The sequence below is a fragment of the Micromonospora radicis genome (assembly GCF_003583405.1).
GTDB lineage: Bacteria > Actinomycetota > Actinomycetes > Mycobacteriales > Micromonosporaceae > Micromonospora > Micromonospora radicis.
Genome location: NZ_QXEC01000037.1, coordinates 18567 through 35667, shown reverse-complemented (window position 1 = coordinate 35667; position 17101 = coordinate 18567). Strand labels below are relative to the sequence as shown.

Annotated in this window: 18 protein-coding genes and 1 tRNA gene; 10 read left to right on the top strand and 9 right to left on the bottom strand. The window is 69.0% G+C overall.

Annotated features, from left to right (window positions below):
- On the bottom strand, positions 1-186 hold a 186-nt coding region (locus tag D2L64_RS25105), incomplete at its 3' end, for a DUF6284 family protein (RefSeq protein WP_119579672.1).
- A gap of 766 nt (positions 187-952) precedes the next feature.
- Between D2L64_RS25105 and D2L64_RS25100 the strand changes: the two genes are divergently transcribed.
- Both D2L64_RS25100 and D2L64_RS25095 read left to right on the top strand, forming a co-directional pair.
- Positions 953-2080 (top strand): hypothetical protein, encoded by a 1128-nt coding sequence (locus D2L64_RS25100; RefSeq protein WP_119579669.1) that lies wholly within the window; start codon positions 953-955, stop codon positions 2078-2080.
- Between the two features lie 4 nt (positions 2081-2084).
- Entirely contained in the window at positions 2085-2639 is a 555-nt protein-coding gene (locus D2L64_RS25095) for a cysteine hydrolase (RefSeq protein ID WP_119579668.1), read from the top strand.
- Here D2L64_RS25095 and D2L64_RS27155 read toward each other — a convergent pair.
- Positions 2636-3574, bottom strand: coding sequence for a hypothetical protein (locus tag D2L64_RS27155; RefSeq protein WP_147376305.1), 939 nt, complete (start codon positions 3572-3574; stop codon positions 2636-2638). The genes D2L64_RS25095 and D2L64_RS27155 overlap by 4 nt on opposite strands.
- Before the next feature lie 118 nt (positions 3575-3692).
- Here D2L64_RS27155 and D2L64_RS27150 point away from each other — a divergent pair, with 118 nt between their 5' ends.
- The 3 genes from D2L64_RS27150 (at position 3693) to D2L64_RS25085 (ending at position 5505) form a co-directional block, all read left to right on the top strand.
- Positions 3693-3992 (top strand): hypothetical protein, encoded by a 300-nt coding sequence (locus D2L64_RS27150; RefSeq protein WP_147376304.1) that lies wholly within the window; start codon positions 3693-3695, stop codon positions 3990-3992.
- Positions 3993-4377: 385 nt separating this feature from the next.
- Positions 4378-4935 (top strand): hypothetical protein, encoded by a 558-nt coding sequence (locus D2L64_RS25090; RefSeq protein ID WP_119579667.1) that lies wholly within the window; start codon positions 4378-4380, stop codon positions 4933-4935.
- 39 nt (positions 4936-4974) lie between these two features.
- Complete coding sequence (locus tag D2L64_RS25085; protein ID WP_119579666.1) at positions 4975-5505, top strand: thioredoxin domain-containing protein; 531 nt, start codon at positions 4975-4977, stop codon at positions 5503-5505.
- A gap of 6 nt (positions 5506-5511) precedes the next feature.
- Here the strand turns inward: D2L64_RS25085 and D2L64_RS25080 are convergent, their stop codons facing one another.
- The 3 genes from D2L64_RS25080 to D2L64_RS25070 all read right to left on the bottom strand — a co-directional run bounded on the left by D2L64_RS25080 (position 5512) and on the right by D2L64_RS25070 (position 9136).
- Positions 5512-7176 (bottom strand): FG-GAP-like repeat-containing protein, encoded by a 1665-nt coding sequence (locus tag D2L64_RS25080; protein ID WP_119579665.1) that lies wholly within the window; start codon positions 7174-7176, stop codon positions 5512-5514.
- A 2-nt stretch (positions 7177-7178) separates the two neighbouring features.
- Complete coding sequence (locus D2L64_RS25075) at positions 7179-8831, bottom strand: FG-GAP-like repeat-containing protein (RefSeq protein WP_199714761.1); 1653 nt, start codon at positions 8829-8831, stop codon at positions 7179-7181.
- Between the two features lie 218 nt (positions 8832-9049).
- Positions 9050-9136 (bottom strand) — tRNA-Ser (locus D2L64_RS25070).
- Between the two features lie 75 nt (positions 9137-9211).
- Between D2L64_RS25070 and deoD the strand changes: the two genes are divergently transcribed.
- The 3 genes from deoD (at position 9212) to D2L64_RS25055 (ending at position 11179) form a co-directional block, all read left to right on the top strand.
- Entirely contained in the window at positions 9212-9919 is a 708-nt protein-coding gene (gene deoD / locus D2L64_RS25065; RefSeq protein ID WP_119579664.1) for a purine-nucleoside phosphorylase, read from the top strand.
- A 169-nt stretch (positions 9920-10088) separates the two neighbouring features.
- Positions 10089-10727 carry a TetR/AcrR family transcriptional regulator gene (locus tag D2L64_RS25060; protein ID WP_119579663.1) on the top strand — a complete coding sequence of 213 codons (639 nt, stop codon included), beginning with the start codon at positions 10089-10091 and terminating at the stop codon, positions 10725-10727.
- Positions 10724-11179 (top strand): acyl-CoA thioesterase, encoded by a 456-nt coding sequence (locus tag D2L64_RS25055; RefSeq protein ID WP_119579662.1) that lies wholly within the window; start codon positions 10724-10726, stop codon positions 11177-11179. Before D2L64_RS25060 ends, D2L64_RS25055 begins: the two co-directional genes overlap by 4 nt.
- Positions 11180-11211: 32 nt before the next feature.
- On the opposite strand, the gene D2L64_RS25050 is transcribed toward D2L64_RS25055, so the two are convergent.
- The 4 genes from D2L64_RS25050 to D2L64_RS25040 all read right to left on the bottom strand — a co-directional run bounded on the left by D2L64_RS25050 (position 11212) and on the right by D2L64_RS25040 (position 13087).
- Positions 11212-11664: a nucleoside deaminase gene (locus D2L64_RS25050; RefSeq protein ID WP_199714762.1), complete on the bottom strand. Its 453-nt coding sequence runs from the start codon at positions 11662-11664 to the stop codon at positions 11212-11214.
- A gap of 145 nt (positions 11665-11809) precedes the next feature.
- Positions 11810-12337 (bottom strand): tRNA adenosine deaminase-associated protein, encoded by a 528-nt coding sequence (locus tag D2L64_RS25045; RefSeq protein WP_119579660.1) that lies wholly within the window; start codon positions 12335-12337, stop codon positions 11810-11812.
- A 154-nt stretch (positions 12338-12491) separates the two neighbouring features.
- Complete coding sequence (locus D2L64_RS27690) at positions 12492-12659, bottom strand: hypothetical protein (RefSeq protein WP_199714759.1); 168 nt, start codon at positions 12657-12659, stop codon at positions 12492-12494.
- 86 nt (positions 12660-12745) lie between these two features.
- Positions 12746-13087 carry a hypothetical protein gene (locus D2L64_RS25040; RefSeq protein ID WP_119579659.1) on the bottom strand — a complete coding sequence of 114 codons (342 nt, stop codon included), beginning with the start codon at positions 13085-13087 and terminating at the stop codon, positions 12746-12748.
- Positions 13088-13146: 59 nt separating this feature from the next.
- Here D2L64_RS25040 and D2L64_RS25035 point away from each other — a divergent pair, with 59 nt between their 5' ends.
- Together D2L64_RS25035 and D2L64_RS25030 are read left to right on the top strand one after the other, a co-directional pair.
- Positions 13147-13899: a M23 family metallopeptidase gene (locus D2L64_RS25035; RefSeq protein ID WP_119579658.1), complete on the top strand. Its 753-nt coding sequence runs from the start codon at positions 13147-13149 to the stop codon at positions 13897-13899.
- 237 nt (positions 13900-14136) lie between these two features.
- Complete coding sequence (locus D2L64_RS25030) at positions 14137-17037, top strand: glycosyl hydrolase (protein WP_119579657.1); 2901 nt, start codon at positions 14137-14139, stop codon at positions 17035-17037.
- Positions 17038-17101 lie beyond the last annotated feature (64 nt).

The following is a 17101-nucleotide window of genomic DNA, read 5'->3' as shown; positions in this document are numbered from 1 at the left end:
CGCTTCGGCGCGGCACAGCCGTCGCCAATCCAGGGCGGTCGGGCCGCCGTGGCCCTCGGCGTAGATCAGCGTGATCTGCGCGTCCAACACGTCAAGCTCGGCAGCGATCAGCGGCCACTCCGACTCGATCGCGGCCAGCTCGGCGGCGGTCGGCTCGGCGGTGACGGCAACGAGGTGCTTCCTCACGGGGAACCTCCGGTACAGGTCGAACAGCGGGGGAATCCTCGGAACCGGGCCGATGGCGGCCACCGGGTCGGCAGTCATCACGGGCAGGGTTCCGAGGTGGTGCAGCACGCGCTATCCGCTCCGCTCACCCGGGATCTACCGGGGTCGGCCACCAGGTGGCTCAAGGCAGGGATGCCGCTCGACGACGTCGCGCGTGCTCATTCCTGTCGCTGTGGAGTTCTCAATGAACGGCCTGATCCGGCGTCTCATGGGCGTGCGGCAACGGCGTGCCGTCGTTCCCCGAGCCATCCGGCCGGTACAACTTGACGCTGTATTCGTGACGCTACAACGCCACGTTGTATTCGCGCAAGCATCCGTACCACGTAGGCTTGTACTGATGACTGACGCTGACCTGCCCGCCGACTGGTGGACGACGGACCACGTACGCGCCTACCTCGCTTCGGTAGGTGCCCCGATCAGTCGCGCCACCTGGGCTTCCTACGTCTCACGCGGCCAGGCTCCCGCGCCTGACCGGATGTTCGGCCGGTCACCGGCCTGGCAACCCGAGACCATCCGAAAGTGGCAGGCCGAGAGGCCACGCCGAGGCACCACCGGCTAGGTCGGATCATCTGGTGCCTCCTGTCTTCGGCTCCCGTCTGCGGCGGCGCTGTGCTCGCCTGCCAATGAGACTGCCCGCCGGACAGCGAACCGGGCAGGTACTACGCACGGACACGAAGGACACGGGTCATGTCCCAATGAGGTCCCTCGGCAGTTCAAGCCGAATCTTGTGCTGGTCAACCGCCGGAAGGCAGTCGGTTGGGAGTCGCGCAAGCGCGCCGCGCGAGAGCTGCACCGCGTAGGCCAACAGCGCGGGATCCGAGAGACACCCACGGTCGAGGCCATCGAGAAAGCGATGTACCGCCACGAGACCGGGCGCGTAGCGGTCACCGACCCGATCTACCGGCAGCTCTACTGCCTGGCGTACGACGCAAAACCCCACGATCTGTTCGGCGAACTGACCGGCAGCGCCGAGGACCGGCCGCACTTCACGGCGCGATCCCACAAGTTCGTGACGGCGTTCGTCGGCGCCGACGGCGCTTCCCGCCTACGCGAAAGCACCGGCTGCACGCCAGCCGAGGAGCAGTGGCACACCTGTTACTCGACTCCCGTCGAGCACTCGGAGGGCGACTGCACCCTGTACGTCTGGCCGTGCGGGTCGGCAATCTTTCACCTTGTCGAGCACGTCCAGTTGTCCACGATCGCGGCGCTCGCTGCGTGGCGGGAGGTGTCGTACGGCGACAACATCAAATGGGCCATCGATTACCTCGCAGCCATCGCGCCAGCCGAGGACGAGTCAGCGGTGTACGTCCTCGGCGCTCATTGGGTCGTTGAGCCGGCATGGCCGCCTGAGCTGTTAGAGGCCGCGCTACGCATCATGTCGACCCCAAAGGTATTGCTGCACCGAGGCCGCGCCATGGACGACGAGCACCTAGCGCATGCCGAACTAATCGAGCAGTCGTTGCTCTCCGAGGCGTACGACCACGTAGGCATCGAATCATTCGGCGTGCGCGGGATATCGGTGGGCTACGCCTCATGGTCCGGAGTCGTGTACCACCCGATTTCAGCCGAGCGCTCCTTGACGGAAGCCGAGATGGTCGCATGCGAGCTTGCGATTCAATCCATGTGGGCGTATAGCGACGCGATCGCCCGTCAGATAGAGCAGGGACGAGATCCACAGGTGCCACCGGAGCGCGGATGGCGCTACCTTCGGGGAGTACGCTCCCGACTAACTGTTTCCCGCCTTCGAGAGACCGGACAGCACCAGGCAATGCGCCGAGCAATTCTGCGGACGTGTGACCTTAGGCCGGCCCTAGACCAAGCCATCGAAACCCTCCGTGATACGGATCGAGGTTGAGCCAATGACATCGGGTCGCCCTGTGCTTGTCGTGACCGACATGCAGAACGGTTTCGTGCGAGAGCAATCGACGCACATCGTTCCCGTCGTTGTCGACTTGGCGCGCCGCTGGCAGGCAGCCGGCGGCGACACGCTATCCACTAGGTACCTAAACTATCCTGGCAGCCCCTTCGAGCGCTTCTTTGGCTGGCAACGACTCCAGTCTTCCCCCGACATTGACTTCGTGCCCGAGTTGCGCCCGTACGTAGATCAGGGCGTTACGCTTGACAAGAGGATCTATAGCCCATTCACCCCAGAAGGTGTAGCACTATTCAAGCAGCACGGATGGCGAGAGTTCTATTTCTGCGGCATCGCCACGGAGAGCTGCGTCTTGAAGGGAGCGGTGGATGCATTCGAACACAGCTTCACACCATGGCTGGTCTCGGACGCATCCGCAAGCCACGCTGGTATCGAAGCCCACACTGCTGGGCTTTTGGTTGCCCGCCGCTTTATCGGCCCAGGACAGGTCATCCTCCGATCCGATATCCCTGCCGCCCTTGTTGGCAGCAACTCCCTTTAGGAGCGTTGACTTACACCGTCACGCATGCAGATTGCACCAGAAGAGAACCAACTTGTTACGGTCAAGGCAAGCATTACCGCACTTTCCGCTTCGCCCTGAGTAACATGCAGAGGCGAGTCAAGTCCAGGGTCAACATGACGTGAATACTCATTAGTCCACAGCAGTTGCAGCATCTGCAATAGCACCTTTTTGGGATCGACAGCCGAATCAACCGTAAAGGCAAAGTCCCACTTTTCAGGCTTATCACGGAAGACAGAAATCATCTTCCCGAGAGTTGGCATCTGGTCGCTGGGGGTAAGCGCGGGTCCCGCCGCAGCTTCGACTGCGCGAACAGCGCATCGGTAGGCAGCCGAGGGATCGCGGTTCATTGAGAATGCGTGACGCCAGGCATCCGCCAGAAGTTCACCCGCCCGCGCCTCCTTTGTTGCCAGCGATTCAGCTGCCATCTGAACCGTCTCATCAATTCGCTCACCCAGCCCCGGCTTGCCGGATATTTCAGAAACCCGCCACTTGCTTGCCGAATCCTTCAAAATCCCTTCGAGTCTTGCAATCTTCGCACGGTCCCGCTCGATGGCCAGGAACGAGAGGCGATAGTCAACCGCCGTCAAGAACGCCATGTCATTTTTGTAGAGGACGGCGCGCAGCGCCGCCAATCCATTCAGCCGACCCGAATATTTCTCACCGCTGCCACTCCATCCGATTCCAATTCGGATCAGCCGTTCCACTTCTCGAATCTTCGCCACGTTCGGGTCGAAATACCCTCCCGTGCTGGAACTCTTCCATGTCGCCAGTTCCGCCGAAAGCCAGGACCACAACGACTCCTTTAGCCAGTCCGGCACTCCGTCATGAAGCCTGAAGAAGTCTTCTCGACCGTCTCTCTGCCGCGCATAGAAAGGAGTCCAGTTGTCTTCGCCCATGGCAGCTCTCTCCAGCATTTATATCCACGGTCGCAGCCGGTTGACTGCCGACCGGCTAGGCTACCAAACTTCGCCTTGCGGCCGACGTAAGCAAACAGGTTTGTGCAATTTACGGCACATGCCGGATAGGGGCAAGATGAGCGAATCATACCCATATGAAGCTAAGCGGCAGATCGAAGCATTGGTTGAGACATTGTCGGAGTTGTGCCGCCGCAATCCCGAGCAGACGGTGCAGGGCATCGCCCTGCCGATACTCGACGCGGTCCTAGAGTCCGTCCAATCTGTTCGGCCTAATGATCCGGTCGTGAAGGCGGCCCGAGGCGTACTACGACCAGAGCAGCTTGCAGCAGGCGAACCCGTACGGGTGGTGGACGCGCTCGTGGTGGCAAAGCAACTCAGCGAGTCGATCGGCCCTTATCCACTTGTGATCGGGTGACATGGCCACTCCTAGGGTCGGCGTGGCTCCGTCTCAGTAGTCGTCTCATTCGTCGTCGTTCGCGAGCAGTCGTAGACCAACAGCTCCAACGCCTGCCCGACATCACGGACGCGCTAGACCCGTGACGGACGCGACTTGGCAGACTTGGAAAGCGTGTTGGGTTCACACCCTCACGAGTTCGAATCTCGTATCCTCCGCTCGCCAGAGCAACACGAAGGGTCGGCCCCGGCAGGGTCGACCCTTCGTCGCGTCGGAGCCGCACCGAATCCTGGTACGAAACCGCCCCCGGCGGGACACTTTCGTACCAGGCTCGACGGGTCGAGGGAGTGGACCGCGCGATGGTGGGGTACGTACACATGTTCTATCCACAGGTTATGGACGCCGGGTGAGCTACCAGCTCAGCGCGATCATCGCGGACGCCGACCTGCTGCGCGAGGAGACCCGGGAGCTGGACCATGCCGTCCTCGGCGAGCTGCGGCAGGACTTCGCGCTTCTCCCGATCACCCCGCAACTGGTTCAGGAGCTGACCGGCGCCCCGCCGGACTACGCGGCCGACGAGCCCGAACCGGAGCGCCCGTTCACCCTCACCCTCTCCCCCGCGCTCACCGAGGCGTTGGCCCGCTGGTCGCGGCGCGGCCCGGTGGCGTACGTCGAGGCGGAGTTCGCCGGCGGTGCCGGGCATCAGGCCGCGGCGGCGTGGTTGGACGGGGCGCTGGCCTGGGGGCCGCGTTTCGACGCGGCGTTCGACGGGCCGCGCCCGCAGTGGCCGATCAACGCAGCCCTGACCGAGCTGGGCGCGGAGCCGGGGCAGTGGATCGACCTCTTCGCTGAACTGGGCTTACACGTCGAACGGAGCACCGCCGGATGGCTGACGCACGGCCGACGCGGGCTCAGTGCCGACTACTGGGACGAGTTGGCCGACGAATGGGAGGCACGGCAATAACCTCGGCGCCCCCGTCACGTTGGGGAGTGGGGGATTCTGATGAAATTGCGACAATACGGCTTCATCGCCGCACTACTTCTGGCTGCCTCGGTATCGGGCAGCGGACCCATGCCGCCGGACACCATCGCCGTCCGGGAACCCGTCGCGTCGGTCAGCGTGGTCGACCTCGACGGACTGGCCGATGTGGACTTCGGGGACACCGAGGCGGAGCTGACCCGGCGCGGCATACTCCGCACCGACGTCGACGCCTGCGGCCCGACGCTGGCCGGACACGACACGGTCAGCCCGATCTTCATCGACGACCGGCTGGTGCTGCTCTGGGCCGGCGACCCGGCCCGCACTCCCGAGGGGATCGCGGCCGGCTCGCCCATCGCCGAAGTCCGGGCCAGTTATCCGGCGGTACGCGAGCTGCACGCACCACAGGGGACATACCGCCTCGACGGCCTGCTGGCCCGCCAGGGCGACCGCGCCTACCTCTTCCTGCACGACGGCCACACCGTTCAGAAGATCATCGCGGGCTACGCCAGTTGGGTCCACCGCCTCTTCGTCGAGGGCCACGGCCCGTGCTGAACCGGGTCAGTAGTAGCTGCCGCCACTCTGCGGAGTCGCCAGGCGGCGGCCGTACCACTTGGGCCAGACGAGGTCGGTACGCAGGCTCAGGCCGCTCCACGAGGTCGACTGTGGGACCAGCCCACCGGAACCACCGTGGAACACAGCGACCGACCCGGACGGGACACCGGCCTGGTCCCCACTGACCGCCTCACCCGGTGATGCCACGATCGCGTCCAACGGGCCCCTGCCGTCGAGGTTGAGGATGGCCACGGAGCCGCCGAACCGGTCACCACGCTCGGCACCACCCGGCACCACTGCGTGATCCTGGTCGAAGCCCTGGGCGCCGGTGCCGGTCAGCCCGGATGCGGAGCCCTTCAGCAGGGCGATCGTGCCCGCTCCCGACTTCTTGCCGATCGCCTCGCCCGGCGCACCCACCAACACGTCCGCCCGACCGTCGCCCGTCACGTCGCCCACCGCGAGCGTCGCACCGAACAGGTCACCGGCCTCCGGCGATCCCGGCACCCCGGCCGTGCGCTGGCTGAACAGCTTGACGGCCCCGCTGGACAGGCCACCGCTCCGGCCGGTGAGAACGGCCACCATGCCCTCGTTGCCCTTCGGGCTCTGCGCGAAGGGCGCCCCGGCGACCACCTCGCCCAATCCGTCGCCGTTGACGTCACCGACGGCGAGCGCCATGCCGAGTTCCCACACGTAGCTGTCGCTGCGCCCCGTCGCCTTGCGCAGCGCCGCCCCGGTGACCGAGGTGGCGCCGCTGAGCTTCACCCCGCTGGCCGAGCCCCACATCAACGTGACCATGCCGCTGCCCGTGGGCGAACTGCCCTGGTTCTCCTGGGGCGCCCCGATGATCAGGTCGGCGTACCGGTTGTTGTTGACCTTTCCGATGGCCAGGGTCCAGCCGAAGTGGTCCCCGCGCTCGGCCGCCCCGGGCACCGCGGCCTGGTTCTGGTGCAACTGCTGAGCCCCGGTGCCGGTGAGCCCGCCGGTACCGCCATACAGGACGGTGACCGCACCGGCCTCCTTGACACTGCCGATCGCCTCGCCGTACGCCCCGACCGCCAGGTCGTCCCGACCGTCGCCGTTGATGTCACCGGCCGCCAGGGCCGACCCGAACCAGTCCCCGCGCTCCGAGGCGCCCGGCACGCCGGGCGTGCTCTGGCTGAAGTGTCTCGCCGTGTCGACCCGCAGACCGGTGCCGCTACCGGAGATCACCCACACGCCTCCGGCGTGCACCTTCGCGCTCGGATCGTACTCCTGGGCGTCGCCGATCGCCAGGTCGTCGTAGCCGTCGCCGTTGAAGTCCCCGGACGCGAGTACCTCACCGAAGCAGACGCAGCCGCCGGCCGGCGAGACCGCCGTCGCGTAGTAGTCGACGTGGGGTGCCGACGAGTACCGCACCACCACCAGACCGGCCGGCGACTGAGGAAAACCCTGCTCGAAGGGGTCGGCCGAGGCGGCGATGTCGTCGACGCCGTCGCCGTCGAAGTCGGAGCGGGTCGGGCCGGTCCCCTTCATCGGAGCTGCCACCTTCGACACCCGCTGGTGTTGCAGGACGATGCCGTCCCGGGTCACCGTCCGAAACTCGTTCGCCGCCGCCTGGGCGGGTGCGCTCGCCGCCAGGTTCGCCGCAACCACCAACACCGACAAGCCCGCGACCCGCCGCGCTGCGCTCATGCTCAGTACCACGGGCCACTGCTCTGCGGACCGGCGATCCGCTGGCCGTAGTGCAGCAGCTCCAGACGATTGGTGTTCAGGGCGCGCCCGCTCCACGAGCCGGACTGCGCGACGATCCCACCGGAGGAGCCGTGGAATCGGGACAGCGTCGCGGAGGGGTAGCCGGGAATGTCGCCGGAGACCTCCTCCCCGGTCGACGCCACCAGGGCGTCCAGTGTGCCCTTGCCGTCGAGGTTCAGCAGCGCGACCGAGCCGCCGAAGCGGTCACCGCGCTCCGCGCCGCCCGGCACCACCGGGTGGTTCTGGTCGAATCCCTGAGCGCCGGTGCCGGTCAGCCCCGACGACGAGCCCTTGAGCAAGGTGATCATCCCGGCCTCGGCCTTCGTACCGATCGCCTCGGTGTACGCCCCGACCAGGACGTCCACCCGGCCGTCGCCGGTCACGTCACCGGCCGCCAGCGTGGCGCCGAACCGGTCGCCGTCCTCCGGTGAGCCCGGCACCCCCGTCGTACGTTGCGTGATGATCTTTACGGCGCTACCGGAGAGGCCACCGGTCCGGCCGGTGAAGACCGCGATCAGACCACCGTCGAGGTGCGGGGTCTGTGCGTTCGGGGCACCGGCGATGACCTCGCCCAGCCCGTCGCCGTTGATGTCGCCGATCGCCAGCGACATGCCCAGGTACCAGGCGATGGTGTCCTTGCGTCCGGTCGCCTTGTAGACCCCCGCGCCGGTGACCGAGGTGGCTCCGCTGAGCTTCACCCCGCTGGCCGAACCCCACATCAGCGTCACCATGCCGGTGCCGTTGGCGCCGGAGCCGTCGTTCTCGTGCGGCGCACCGATCACCAGGTCGGCGTACTTGTTGTTGTTGACCCTGCCGATGGCCAGCGACATGCCGAAGTGGTCGCGGCGCTCGGCCGAACCGGGCACCGCGGCCTGGTTCTGGTGCAGCTGCTGGGCACCGGTGCCGGTCAGGCCGGCGCTGCTGCCGTACAGGACGGTGACCGCGCCGGCCTCCTTGACGCTGCCGATGGCCTCCTTGAAGGCGCCGATCGCCAGGTCGTCGCGTCCGTCGCCGTTGATGTCACCGGCCGCCAGCGAGGCACCGAAGGCGTCGCGGTTCTCCGACTCGCCCGGCACCCCCGGGGAACTCTGGTTGAAGTGCTTCGTCGCATCGACCACCAGCCCGTTCCGGCTGCCCGGGATGATCCAGACGCCGCCACCGCGCGCCTTGTTCTTGGTGTCGATCTCGTCGGCGTCGCCGACGGCCAGGTCGTCGTAGCCGTCGCCGTTGAAGTCACCGGCCGCCAGCGCGATGCCGAAGCTGGACATGGCGTCGCCCACCATGGCGCCGATGAAGTAGTCGACCTGCGGTGCGGAGGAGTACCGCACCACCACCACGCCGGTCGGGTGGTACGGCAGATTGTGGTTGAGGGTGTCGGCCGAGGCGGCGATGTCGTCGACGCCGTCGCCGTCGAAGTCGGAGCGGGTCGGGCCGGTCCCCTTCACCGCGGTGACCGCCTTCGTCACCCGGTGGTACTGCATGATCAGTCCGTCGCGGGTGATGGTCCGGAACTCGTCGGCCGCGTACGCGGGCGTACTCACCGCCAACCCGGTCAACACCGTCAACATCGTCAGACCGGCAAGCTTGCGCCGCATCGAAACCCCCGTATCCCCGTAGTCGCCCCAACATCCTAGGGACGCGCAGATCGATGACCATGCCCGGTCGGTCAGACCCGGCCACCCGGACGGGCGGAAGCGGATCACCGGATCACCGGGTCACCGGGTCACCAGGTCACCAGGTCACCGGAGGGGCGAAACGCGAGGCGCCCGGCAGGATCCTCACGGATCACACCGGGCGCCTCGTCCTTCACGAGCGGTGGCGGCGGGATTTGAACCCGCGGAGGGCGTAAACCCTCACACGCTTTCGAGGCGTGCTCCTTAGGCCACTCGGACACGCCACCGCCGAGTAGGCTACAGGACCGCCGGTTCCGACGCCGAACCGGTCCCGGCCAGGCCGGCCTGGCAGGATCTCTGCCATGAGTACGCACATCGGCGCGAAGCCGGGCGAGATCGCCGAGCGGGTCCTGATGCCGGGTGACCCCCTGCGGGCCAAGTGGATCGCGGAGACCTTCCTCGAGGACGCGAACTGCTATTCGACGGTCCGGGGGATGCTGGGCTTCACCGGCCGCTGGAACGGTGTCGAGGTCTCCGTGCAGGGATCCGGGATGGGCATGCCGTCGGCCTCGATCTACGCCCACGAGCTGGTCAACGAGTACGGCGTGAAGTCGCTGATCCGGGTCGGCTCGTGTGGCGCGTTGACCGAGGACCTGCAGCTGCGGGACGTGCTCGCGGCGAGTGGTTCGGCCACCGACTCGAACATGAACCGGGTGCGCTTCGACGGGCTGATCGACTACGCCCCGGTCGCCGACTTCGGTCTGCTGCGCACCTCGGTCGAGGTCGCCGAGCGGCGCGGCGTCGCGATGCGGGTGGGACCGATCCTGGCCGCGGACGCCTTCTACACCGACCGGCCGGATCTCTACGATCGGCTGGCCGACTACGGCGTGCTGGCCGTGGAGATGGAGTCGGCGGCGCTCTACACGATCGCCGCCCGGTTCAAGGCCCGCGCGCTGACCCTGCTGACCGTCAGCGACCACATCAAGACCGGCGCGAAGACCACCTCGCAGGAGCGTGAGCAGACCTTCAGCGAGATGGTCGAGATCGCCCTGGACACCATCGTCGCCTGACCGGAGCCACGTGCGTCGTCCCGCCACCGCCCGCCGGTGGCGGGACGCGGCGCACCGGGACGGTGGGTGCCGGACGGTGGGTGCCGGGCCGTGGGTGACGGGCCGTGGGTGACGGCGATCACCGAAGAAACAAGAACGACCGGTCGGTTTTATTTAGTAGGGTCGGCACATGACCGTCGACGGCCGGCTCGCCCGGGGGGAACGCACCCGCACCGCCGTGCTGGATGCGGCCGTCAGCCTGGCCTCCGCCAACGGTCTCGACGGTCTCTCTCTCGCGCACCTGGCCGACTCGCTCGGAGTCAGCAAGTCCGGCCTGTTCGCGCACTGGCGCTCGAAGGAAGAACTCCAACTCGCCACCATCGACCGAGCCGTGGCGCAGTGGCAGGAGCAGATCATCGGACCGGCCCTGCGCGCACCCCGGGGCGTGCGCCGGATCCACGCGCTGCACGAGGCCCGGATCGACTTCTACGCCACCCGGGTACTGCCCGGCGGCTGCTTCTTCGCCACCACCGAGTTCGAGTTCAACGCCCGACCGGGCGCGGTCCGCGATCGCCTCGCCGTCGCCTTTGCCGACTGGACCGCGTTCCTGGAGCGACTCGTCGACGAGGCGGTCGCACTCGGTGAACTGCCCGCCGGGGTGAACGCCGGGCTGCTGGCGTACGAGATCGATTCGTTCGGGATCGCCGCCGCGATGCGCGCCCGACTGTTCGACCCGGAGACCACCTATCGGCACGCCCGCCGGGCCGTGCTGGACCGCCTACGGGGGCTCTGCCCCGATCCCATCCTGCTACCGGAGGGCCCGTCATGAGTCACGCCGTCGCCGACCCCGCCGCCGTCGAGTACGGCCACGTCGAGCACGCCATGGTGCACTTCGACGACCTCGACGCCATGGGCATCCTGCACAACGCGCGGTACGCGGTGCTGCTGGAGCGGGCCCTCACCACGTACTGGTCCGCGCGGGGCGTCGCCTTCCGGAACGGGCGCGCGACTGCCCCCGACGTGTTCCACGCGGTACGCGAGTTCACCATCAGCTACCACGCGCCGATCACCGGTACCGGCCCGGTCGGCCTGCACTTCTGGCTGGACCACCTGGGCAGTACCAGCGCCGTCTACGCCTTCCGGTTCCACTCCCTCGACGGACCGACGGTGTACGCCGAGGGGCGGCGGGCCGTCGTCCGGCTCGATCCGGCTACGCTGCGCCCGGCCCCGTGGACGGACGCCGCCCGCACCGTGGCCAGCACGCTGCTCCGCCCCGCCTGACCGCCCTCCGCACCGGCGCCGGGTGGGCGGCGTCAGCGGAAGAAGGCGCGCAGGACGGCTCCGGTCTCGGTCGCCAGCACGCCGCCGTACACCTCGGGACGATGGTTGAGCCGGCGGTCGCGCAGGACGTCCCAGAGCGAGCCGGCGGCACCGGTCTTCGGTTCCCAGGCGCCGAAGACGACGGTCGACACCCGGGCCAGCACCAGCGCCCCCGCGCACATGGTGCACGGTTCCAGGGTCACCACCAGGGTGCAGCCGTCCAGCCGCCAGCGGCCCAACCGCTCGGCGCCTCGCCGCAGCGCGAGCACCTCGGCGTGCGCCGTCGGGTCGCCGGCCAACTCCCGCTCGTTGCGGCCGATCGCCAACTCGGCACCGTCCGGCCCGTAGAGCACCGCGCCGACGGGCACGTCGTCAGCCTCACCGGGAGCGCCCACGGCGGCGTCGTGGTCCGGGCCGGTCACCGCGACCCGCAGGGCCCGGCGCATCCAGAGTTCGTGGCGCTGCCGACGGCCGGTTCCGGTCGGGTCGGCCAACCCTTCGTCGGCCCCCGGTCCGACCCGGCCGACCGAACCGGGAGTCGGCTGCCCGGCGCGGACCGTCTCCAACGCCGGATCGGTCGCGTCCGCCGGCTCAGACCTCACGCAGTTCCTCGACCTCGTCGACGCAGCCCAACACCTCGCAGATCTCGGCGGTGACGTCGGCCGGCATCATGCCCTCGTGGGCGCAGAGGGTGAGCAGCCGCTGCGCGGGAATGCCCAGGTCGGCCAGGAGGTCGGCCTCGCCGACCGGATCCGCCTCGGGGTCGACGGCGGGCTGCTCGTTGTCGTCGCCGCTCGCGGCGGGCTGGCGCGTCTCCTCGGTGTCGTCCAACCCGGTCACCGAGGTCTTGAGGTCGCCGACCAGCATGGCACCGAGCCGGGACTCCTCGGCGAAGGCCGAGTCCGACCCGAAGACCCGCAGGTCCTCCCCCTCGTCGAGGCGCAGCACGACCAGGTACGTGTCGTCGGCCTCCACGAACAGCAGTGACAGGTCGGCGTCGGGAGCGACATCGCGCAGCCGGTCGGCGACCTCGTCGACGTCGGCGGCACCCCGCAGGCTCAGCTCGGCGGCCGTCCAGCCGCCCTTCTCCCGTACGACGGCCGCAGCGAAGTACGACACGGTCCCCCCAAGTAGCCCCTCGGCACAGCTCACGCCGACCCGTTACGCGTGCACGTTAGCCGGTCGGGTCGGTGGGCGACCGGTCAACGCCCCGAAGGGCCGGTCATTCCTGAGAGAAGTGTCTGGCTTGGCCGAGCCCGGCGGCGGGTGGCGATCAGCCGGCGAGCCGACGGCGGGTGGCGATCAGCTGCCGCAGGCGCTCGGTGCGGGCCCGCTGCGGTCGTTCCCGCTCGCGTAAGGCACGGGCGTCCGCCAACTGCGCCAGGAGCTGAAGGCGGCGACGGCTGCGATCCGGATCGAGCCGCGGAGTGGTCCAGGCCATACCGGGAGAGTGCCGAGTCCCGGCGGTCGAGTCAAGACGGGTTTCAGTGCCTGCACGACGACGCAGCGCAGTCTGCGCCGGCTGGGTCACCAGAGGGGCCAGTCGCCGCTGGTCACCCAGCGGGTGACCACCGCGGCGGCGGCGATGCTCCAGCCGCCGGAGGTCACGATCGCGATACCGGCGGCGGCACCCCGGTCCCCGTACCGGACCAGCACCAGGGCCGCGAGCCAGGCCAGCACGCCGGCGAGCAGGGTCCACCAGGCGTAGCCGGCGAGGCTGCGGCCGAGCAGCCCGAACAGGACCAGCCAGGCGACCGTGCCGGCGGCGCCCGCGGCGACACCGGCACCGGTGATCGGGTGCGGTTCGCGGTAGGTGGGGCGCGGCGGTCGCCCGGAGGGGAAGAGACCCGAGGGGCTGTACGGCATCATCTCGGCCCCACACCTCCCACGCACGGCGATACTGCGGACAAGTCTGCCAGGATGTCCGGGTGGTCTCGCTGCCGATCCGACACCGCCCGGCGTACGTGGTGCTGGTGCTGGTGCCGCTGCTCGCCGCTGGCTGCGGGGGCGGCGCCGCGCCGACCTGGGCCGAGCCGAGCCCGGTGACCGGCCCGACGGCCCCGACCGGACCGGCCGCGACGAGCGCCGCACCGCCGACGGGCGCCGGGCCGGAGACCGCCGACCAGCCGGCGCCGACCCCTACCGCGACCCGGGACCGGCTGCCGCACGTCTTCCCGGTACGGGCCCGGAAGGTGGCCTACCACCCGACCCACTCCGCCTACCCGGGGACGGACATCTTCGCCGACTGTGGTGAGCCGTTCGTCGCGGTGACCGACGGCACGATCGGTGAGGTCAGTCGTCGGGACCGGTACGACAAGCGGGGTCCGCAGGGCCCGTACAACGGCGGGTTGTCGGTGTCGGTGCTCGGCGACGACGGTGTGCGCTACTACGGTTCACACCTGACCGAGGTCACCGAGGGCGTCGAGCCGGGGGTCCGGGTGCGGGCCGGTCAGCAGTTGGGCACCGTGGGCCGGACCGGCAACGCGAACAACGTGTGCCACCTGCACTTCGGCATCTCGCCGCCGTGCCCGGGTGAGGACGGCTGGTGGATCCGCCGGGGGGTGGTCTGGCCGGCGCCGTACCTCGACTCGTGGCGCAGGGGTGGCAACCGTGAACCGGCCGCCGAGGTCACCCGCTGGCACCGCAGGAACGGCTGCCCGGCCGACCCGCCCGGCCGCTGAGCCACCGGGCGGCTGCCCGGGCCCGGCCGCTGAGCACCCAGCTGCGGGCGTTGACCGCCCGCGCCGCGTCCCGCGTCATTCGCATTTCACCGTGCCGACACATTGACGCAAGTCTTGCCGGTGAACTACCGTCCGCGTAACAGTCAAGAGAGCGCTCTCTCACCTAACTAACCCGACAATCATGACGAAAGGCGCCGATGCCGGCTCCGAGCCGGACCGGCGCGCGATGGAGGAAAGATGCGACCTCCCGTCCCACAGCGCACCCACCGCCGACTCCTGGCCGCCACCGCCACCGCGGCCCTCGTCCTCGGCGGGCTGGCCGTCACCACCACCTCCGCCGCGCAGGCCGCACCGGTCGGCGCCGGCAGCTACACCACCACCCCCGTCGGCCCGCTCCCCGGCGGCTGCGGAAACATCGCCACCAATCCCCGGCAGTTCGCCACCGCCGCCGCCCCGCCGGGACCGGTACCCACCAACGACTGGTGGTCCTCGCTGCTGTGGAAGCGCCTCAACTGCAGCTTCAGTGAGCCCTTGCACGCCCACCCGGTCGCGTACCAGCCGGTCACCGACGGGCTCGGCTTCTCCGCCACCTCCACCGCGACGATCACCGGCACCGCGACGGGGGTCGGCGAGTACAAGTACCCCTACGTCGAGGACATCCGGGTCGGGGTGACCGGCCTGGGTGCGCCCAACGTACTGGTCGACGACTGGACCGACTGGACGGTCACCCCGTACTGGAGCGACGGGTCGCGGACGCTGCGCGCCACCATCGGTCACGGCCTGCCGTTCACGTACTTCCGCAGCAGCGGCGGCGACGCGCTGATCAACGTGACCGGCGGCAGCCCGACGATCTGGTCGAACAGCGGCAACGCCATCGGCTTCACCGTCCGTGGCCACGACTACGTGGCGTACGCCCCGACCGGTGCGACGTGGACCGTCAGCGGCGGCCGGATCAGCTCCAACCTCGCCGGGCGCGGCTACTTCTCGGTCGCCCTGCTGCCGGCCACCACCGACGCCACGGCTCGCAGCCAACTCGCCAACACCTACCGCACGTACGCGCACGCCCACGTCACCGGCACCCGTGTCACGTACACCTACAACCAGGCGACCAGCCGGGTCGAGACCCAGTACGCCTTCACCACCACGCCACGCGAGGGCACCGAGACGCGGACCGTGGTCAGCCTCTACCCGCACCAGTGGAAGGCACTGACCGGCGCCACCCCGATCACCCCGACGTACCCGTCGCCCCGGGGCCGGATGAAGGTACTCACCGGCGTCGCCGAGTTCCGCACGTCGATGCAGTTCCACGGCGTACTGCCCGAGGTGCCCGCGGTGGCCACCGGTGCCGGCGCCGACCTGACCACCCTGCGCCAGCACCTGGCCGCAGTGCGGAGCAACCCGATGGACCAGCGCGGCAACGACACCTACTGGACCGGCAAGGGACTCGGTCGGGCCGCGCGGATCGCCGAGATCGCCGACCAGGTGGGCGACACCGAGACGCGGACGGCGGCGCTGAACGCCATCCGGTCCACCCTCACCGACTGGCTCACCGCCTCACCCGGCGAGACCGAGCGCCTCTTCTACTACGACCAGCGGTGGGGGACGCTGATCGGCTACCCGGCCTCGTACGGGTCCGACCAGGAACTCAACGACCACCACTTCCACTACGGCTACTACATCGCCGCGGCGGCGACGCTGGCCAAGTTCGACCCGGCGTGGGCCCGGCAGGACCAGTACGGCGGCATGATCGACCTGCTGATCCGGGACGCCAACAACTACGACCGCGCCGACAACCGCTTCCCGTACCTGCGTGACTTCGACATCTACGCCGGCCACGACTGGGCCTCCGGGCACGGCGCGTTCGCCAGCGGCAACAACCAGGAGTCCTCGTCGGAGGGGATGAACTTCGCCAACGCCCTGATCCAGTGGGGGCAGGCCACCGGCAACACGGCCGTCCGCGACGCCGGCATCTTCATCTACACCACCCAGGCGGCGGCGATCCACGAGTACTGGTTCGACGTCAACGACGAGAACTTCCCGGCCGCGTTCGGGCACAACAACGTGGGCATGGTCTGGGGCGACGGCGCGGCGTACGCCACCTGGTTCAGCGCCGAGCCGGAGATGATCCAGGGCATCAACCTGCTGCCGATCACCGGCGGACACCTCTACCTGGGCTACCACCCGGCCTACAACTCCCGTAAGTACGCCGAACTGGTCCGCAACAACGGCGGTGAGCCGACCGTGTGGCAGGACATCCACTGGCAGTTCCTGGCCCTCGGCGACGCCGACGCGGCCCTGACGAAGCTGCGCGCCAACCCGGGCTACACGCCGGAGGAGGGTGAGAGCCGGGCGCACACCTTCCACTGGGTCCGCAACCTGGCCGCGTTGGGCCGGGTGGACACCGGTGTCACCGCCGACCACCCGCTGGCCGCCGTGTTCAACCGCAACGGCGCCCGGACGTACGTGGCCAGCAACATCTCCGCCAACCCGCTGACCGTACGCTTCTCCGACGGCACCCAGCTGTCGGTGGCGGCCGGGCGCACCGCGACCAGTGGCGCGCACACCTGGAGTGGTGGCAGCGGTGGTGGGGGCGTACCCCCGACCCCGGGCCCGACGCCCACGCCGACCGCCTCTCCGTCGCCGACCCCGACCCCGACCAACCCGCCGTCCAGTTCCCCCACCCGCTACCTGCTCTCCGGTGGTGGCCTCGGCTCGGCCGGCACCGCGGGCTCGACGACGGTGTCCAGCGCCGGCGGCGGCAACTACGACGGCACGCCGCGCAACCCGGTGGTGTTCACCGCGACCGGGCTGAACTTCAACCACAGCGGCGGGCAGACCGCCTTCGACCTGCAACTGGACGCCGGCACGGCGGTCGGCAACGGGGTGCAGGTTCGCATCTCGTACGACCTGACCGGTGACGGTTCCTGGGAGCGGGTGGAGACGTACCGCTACTTCGCCACCGACCCGGTGACCGGTTGGGAGAACTACACCCAGGCCGCCGGCCTGCACTCCAGCTCCGGATCGCTCGGTAACCTGCGCGGCGGCACGGTCCGGGTCGAGGTCTGGTCCGCGATCGGCAACGCCCCCAGCACGCTCGGCATCGGCAACCGTTCCGTGGTCCGGTTGCCGTTCAGCTGATCGGCAACCCCGCACCCCGCGCCGCCGGTCGACTCCCGACCGGCGGCGCGGGCGCGTAGGTTGC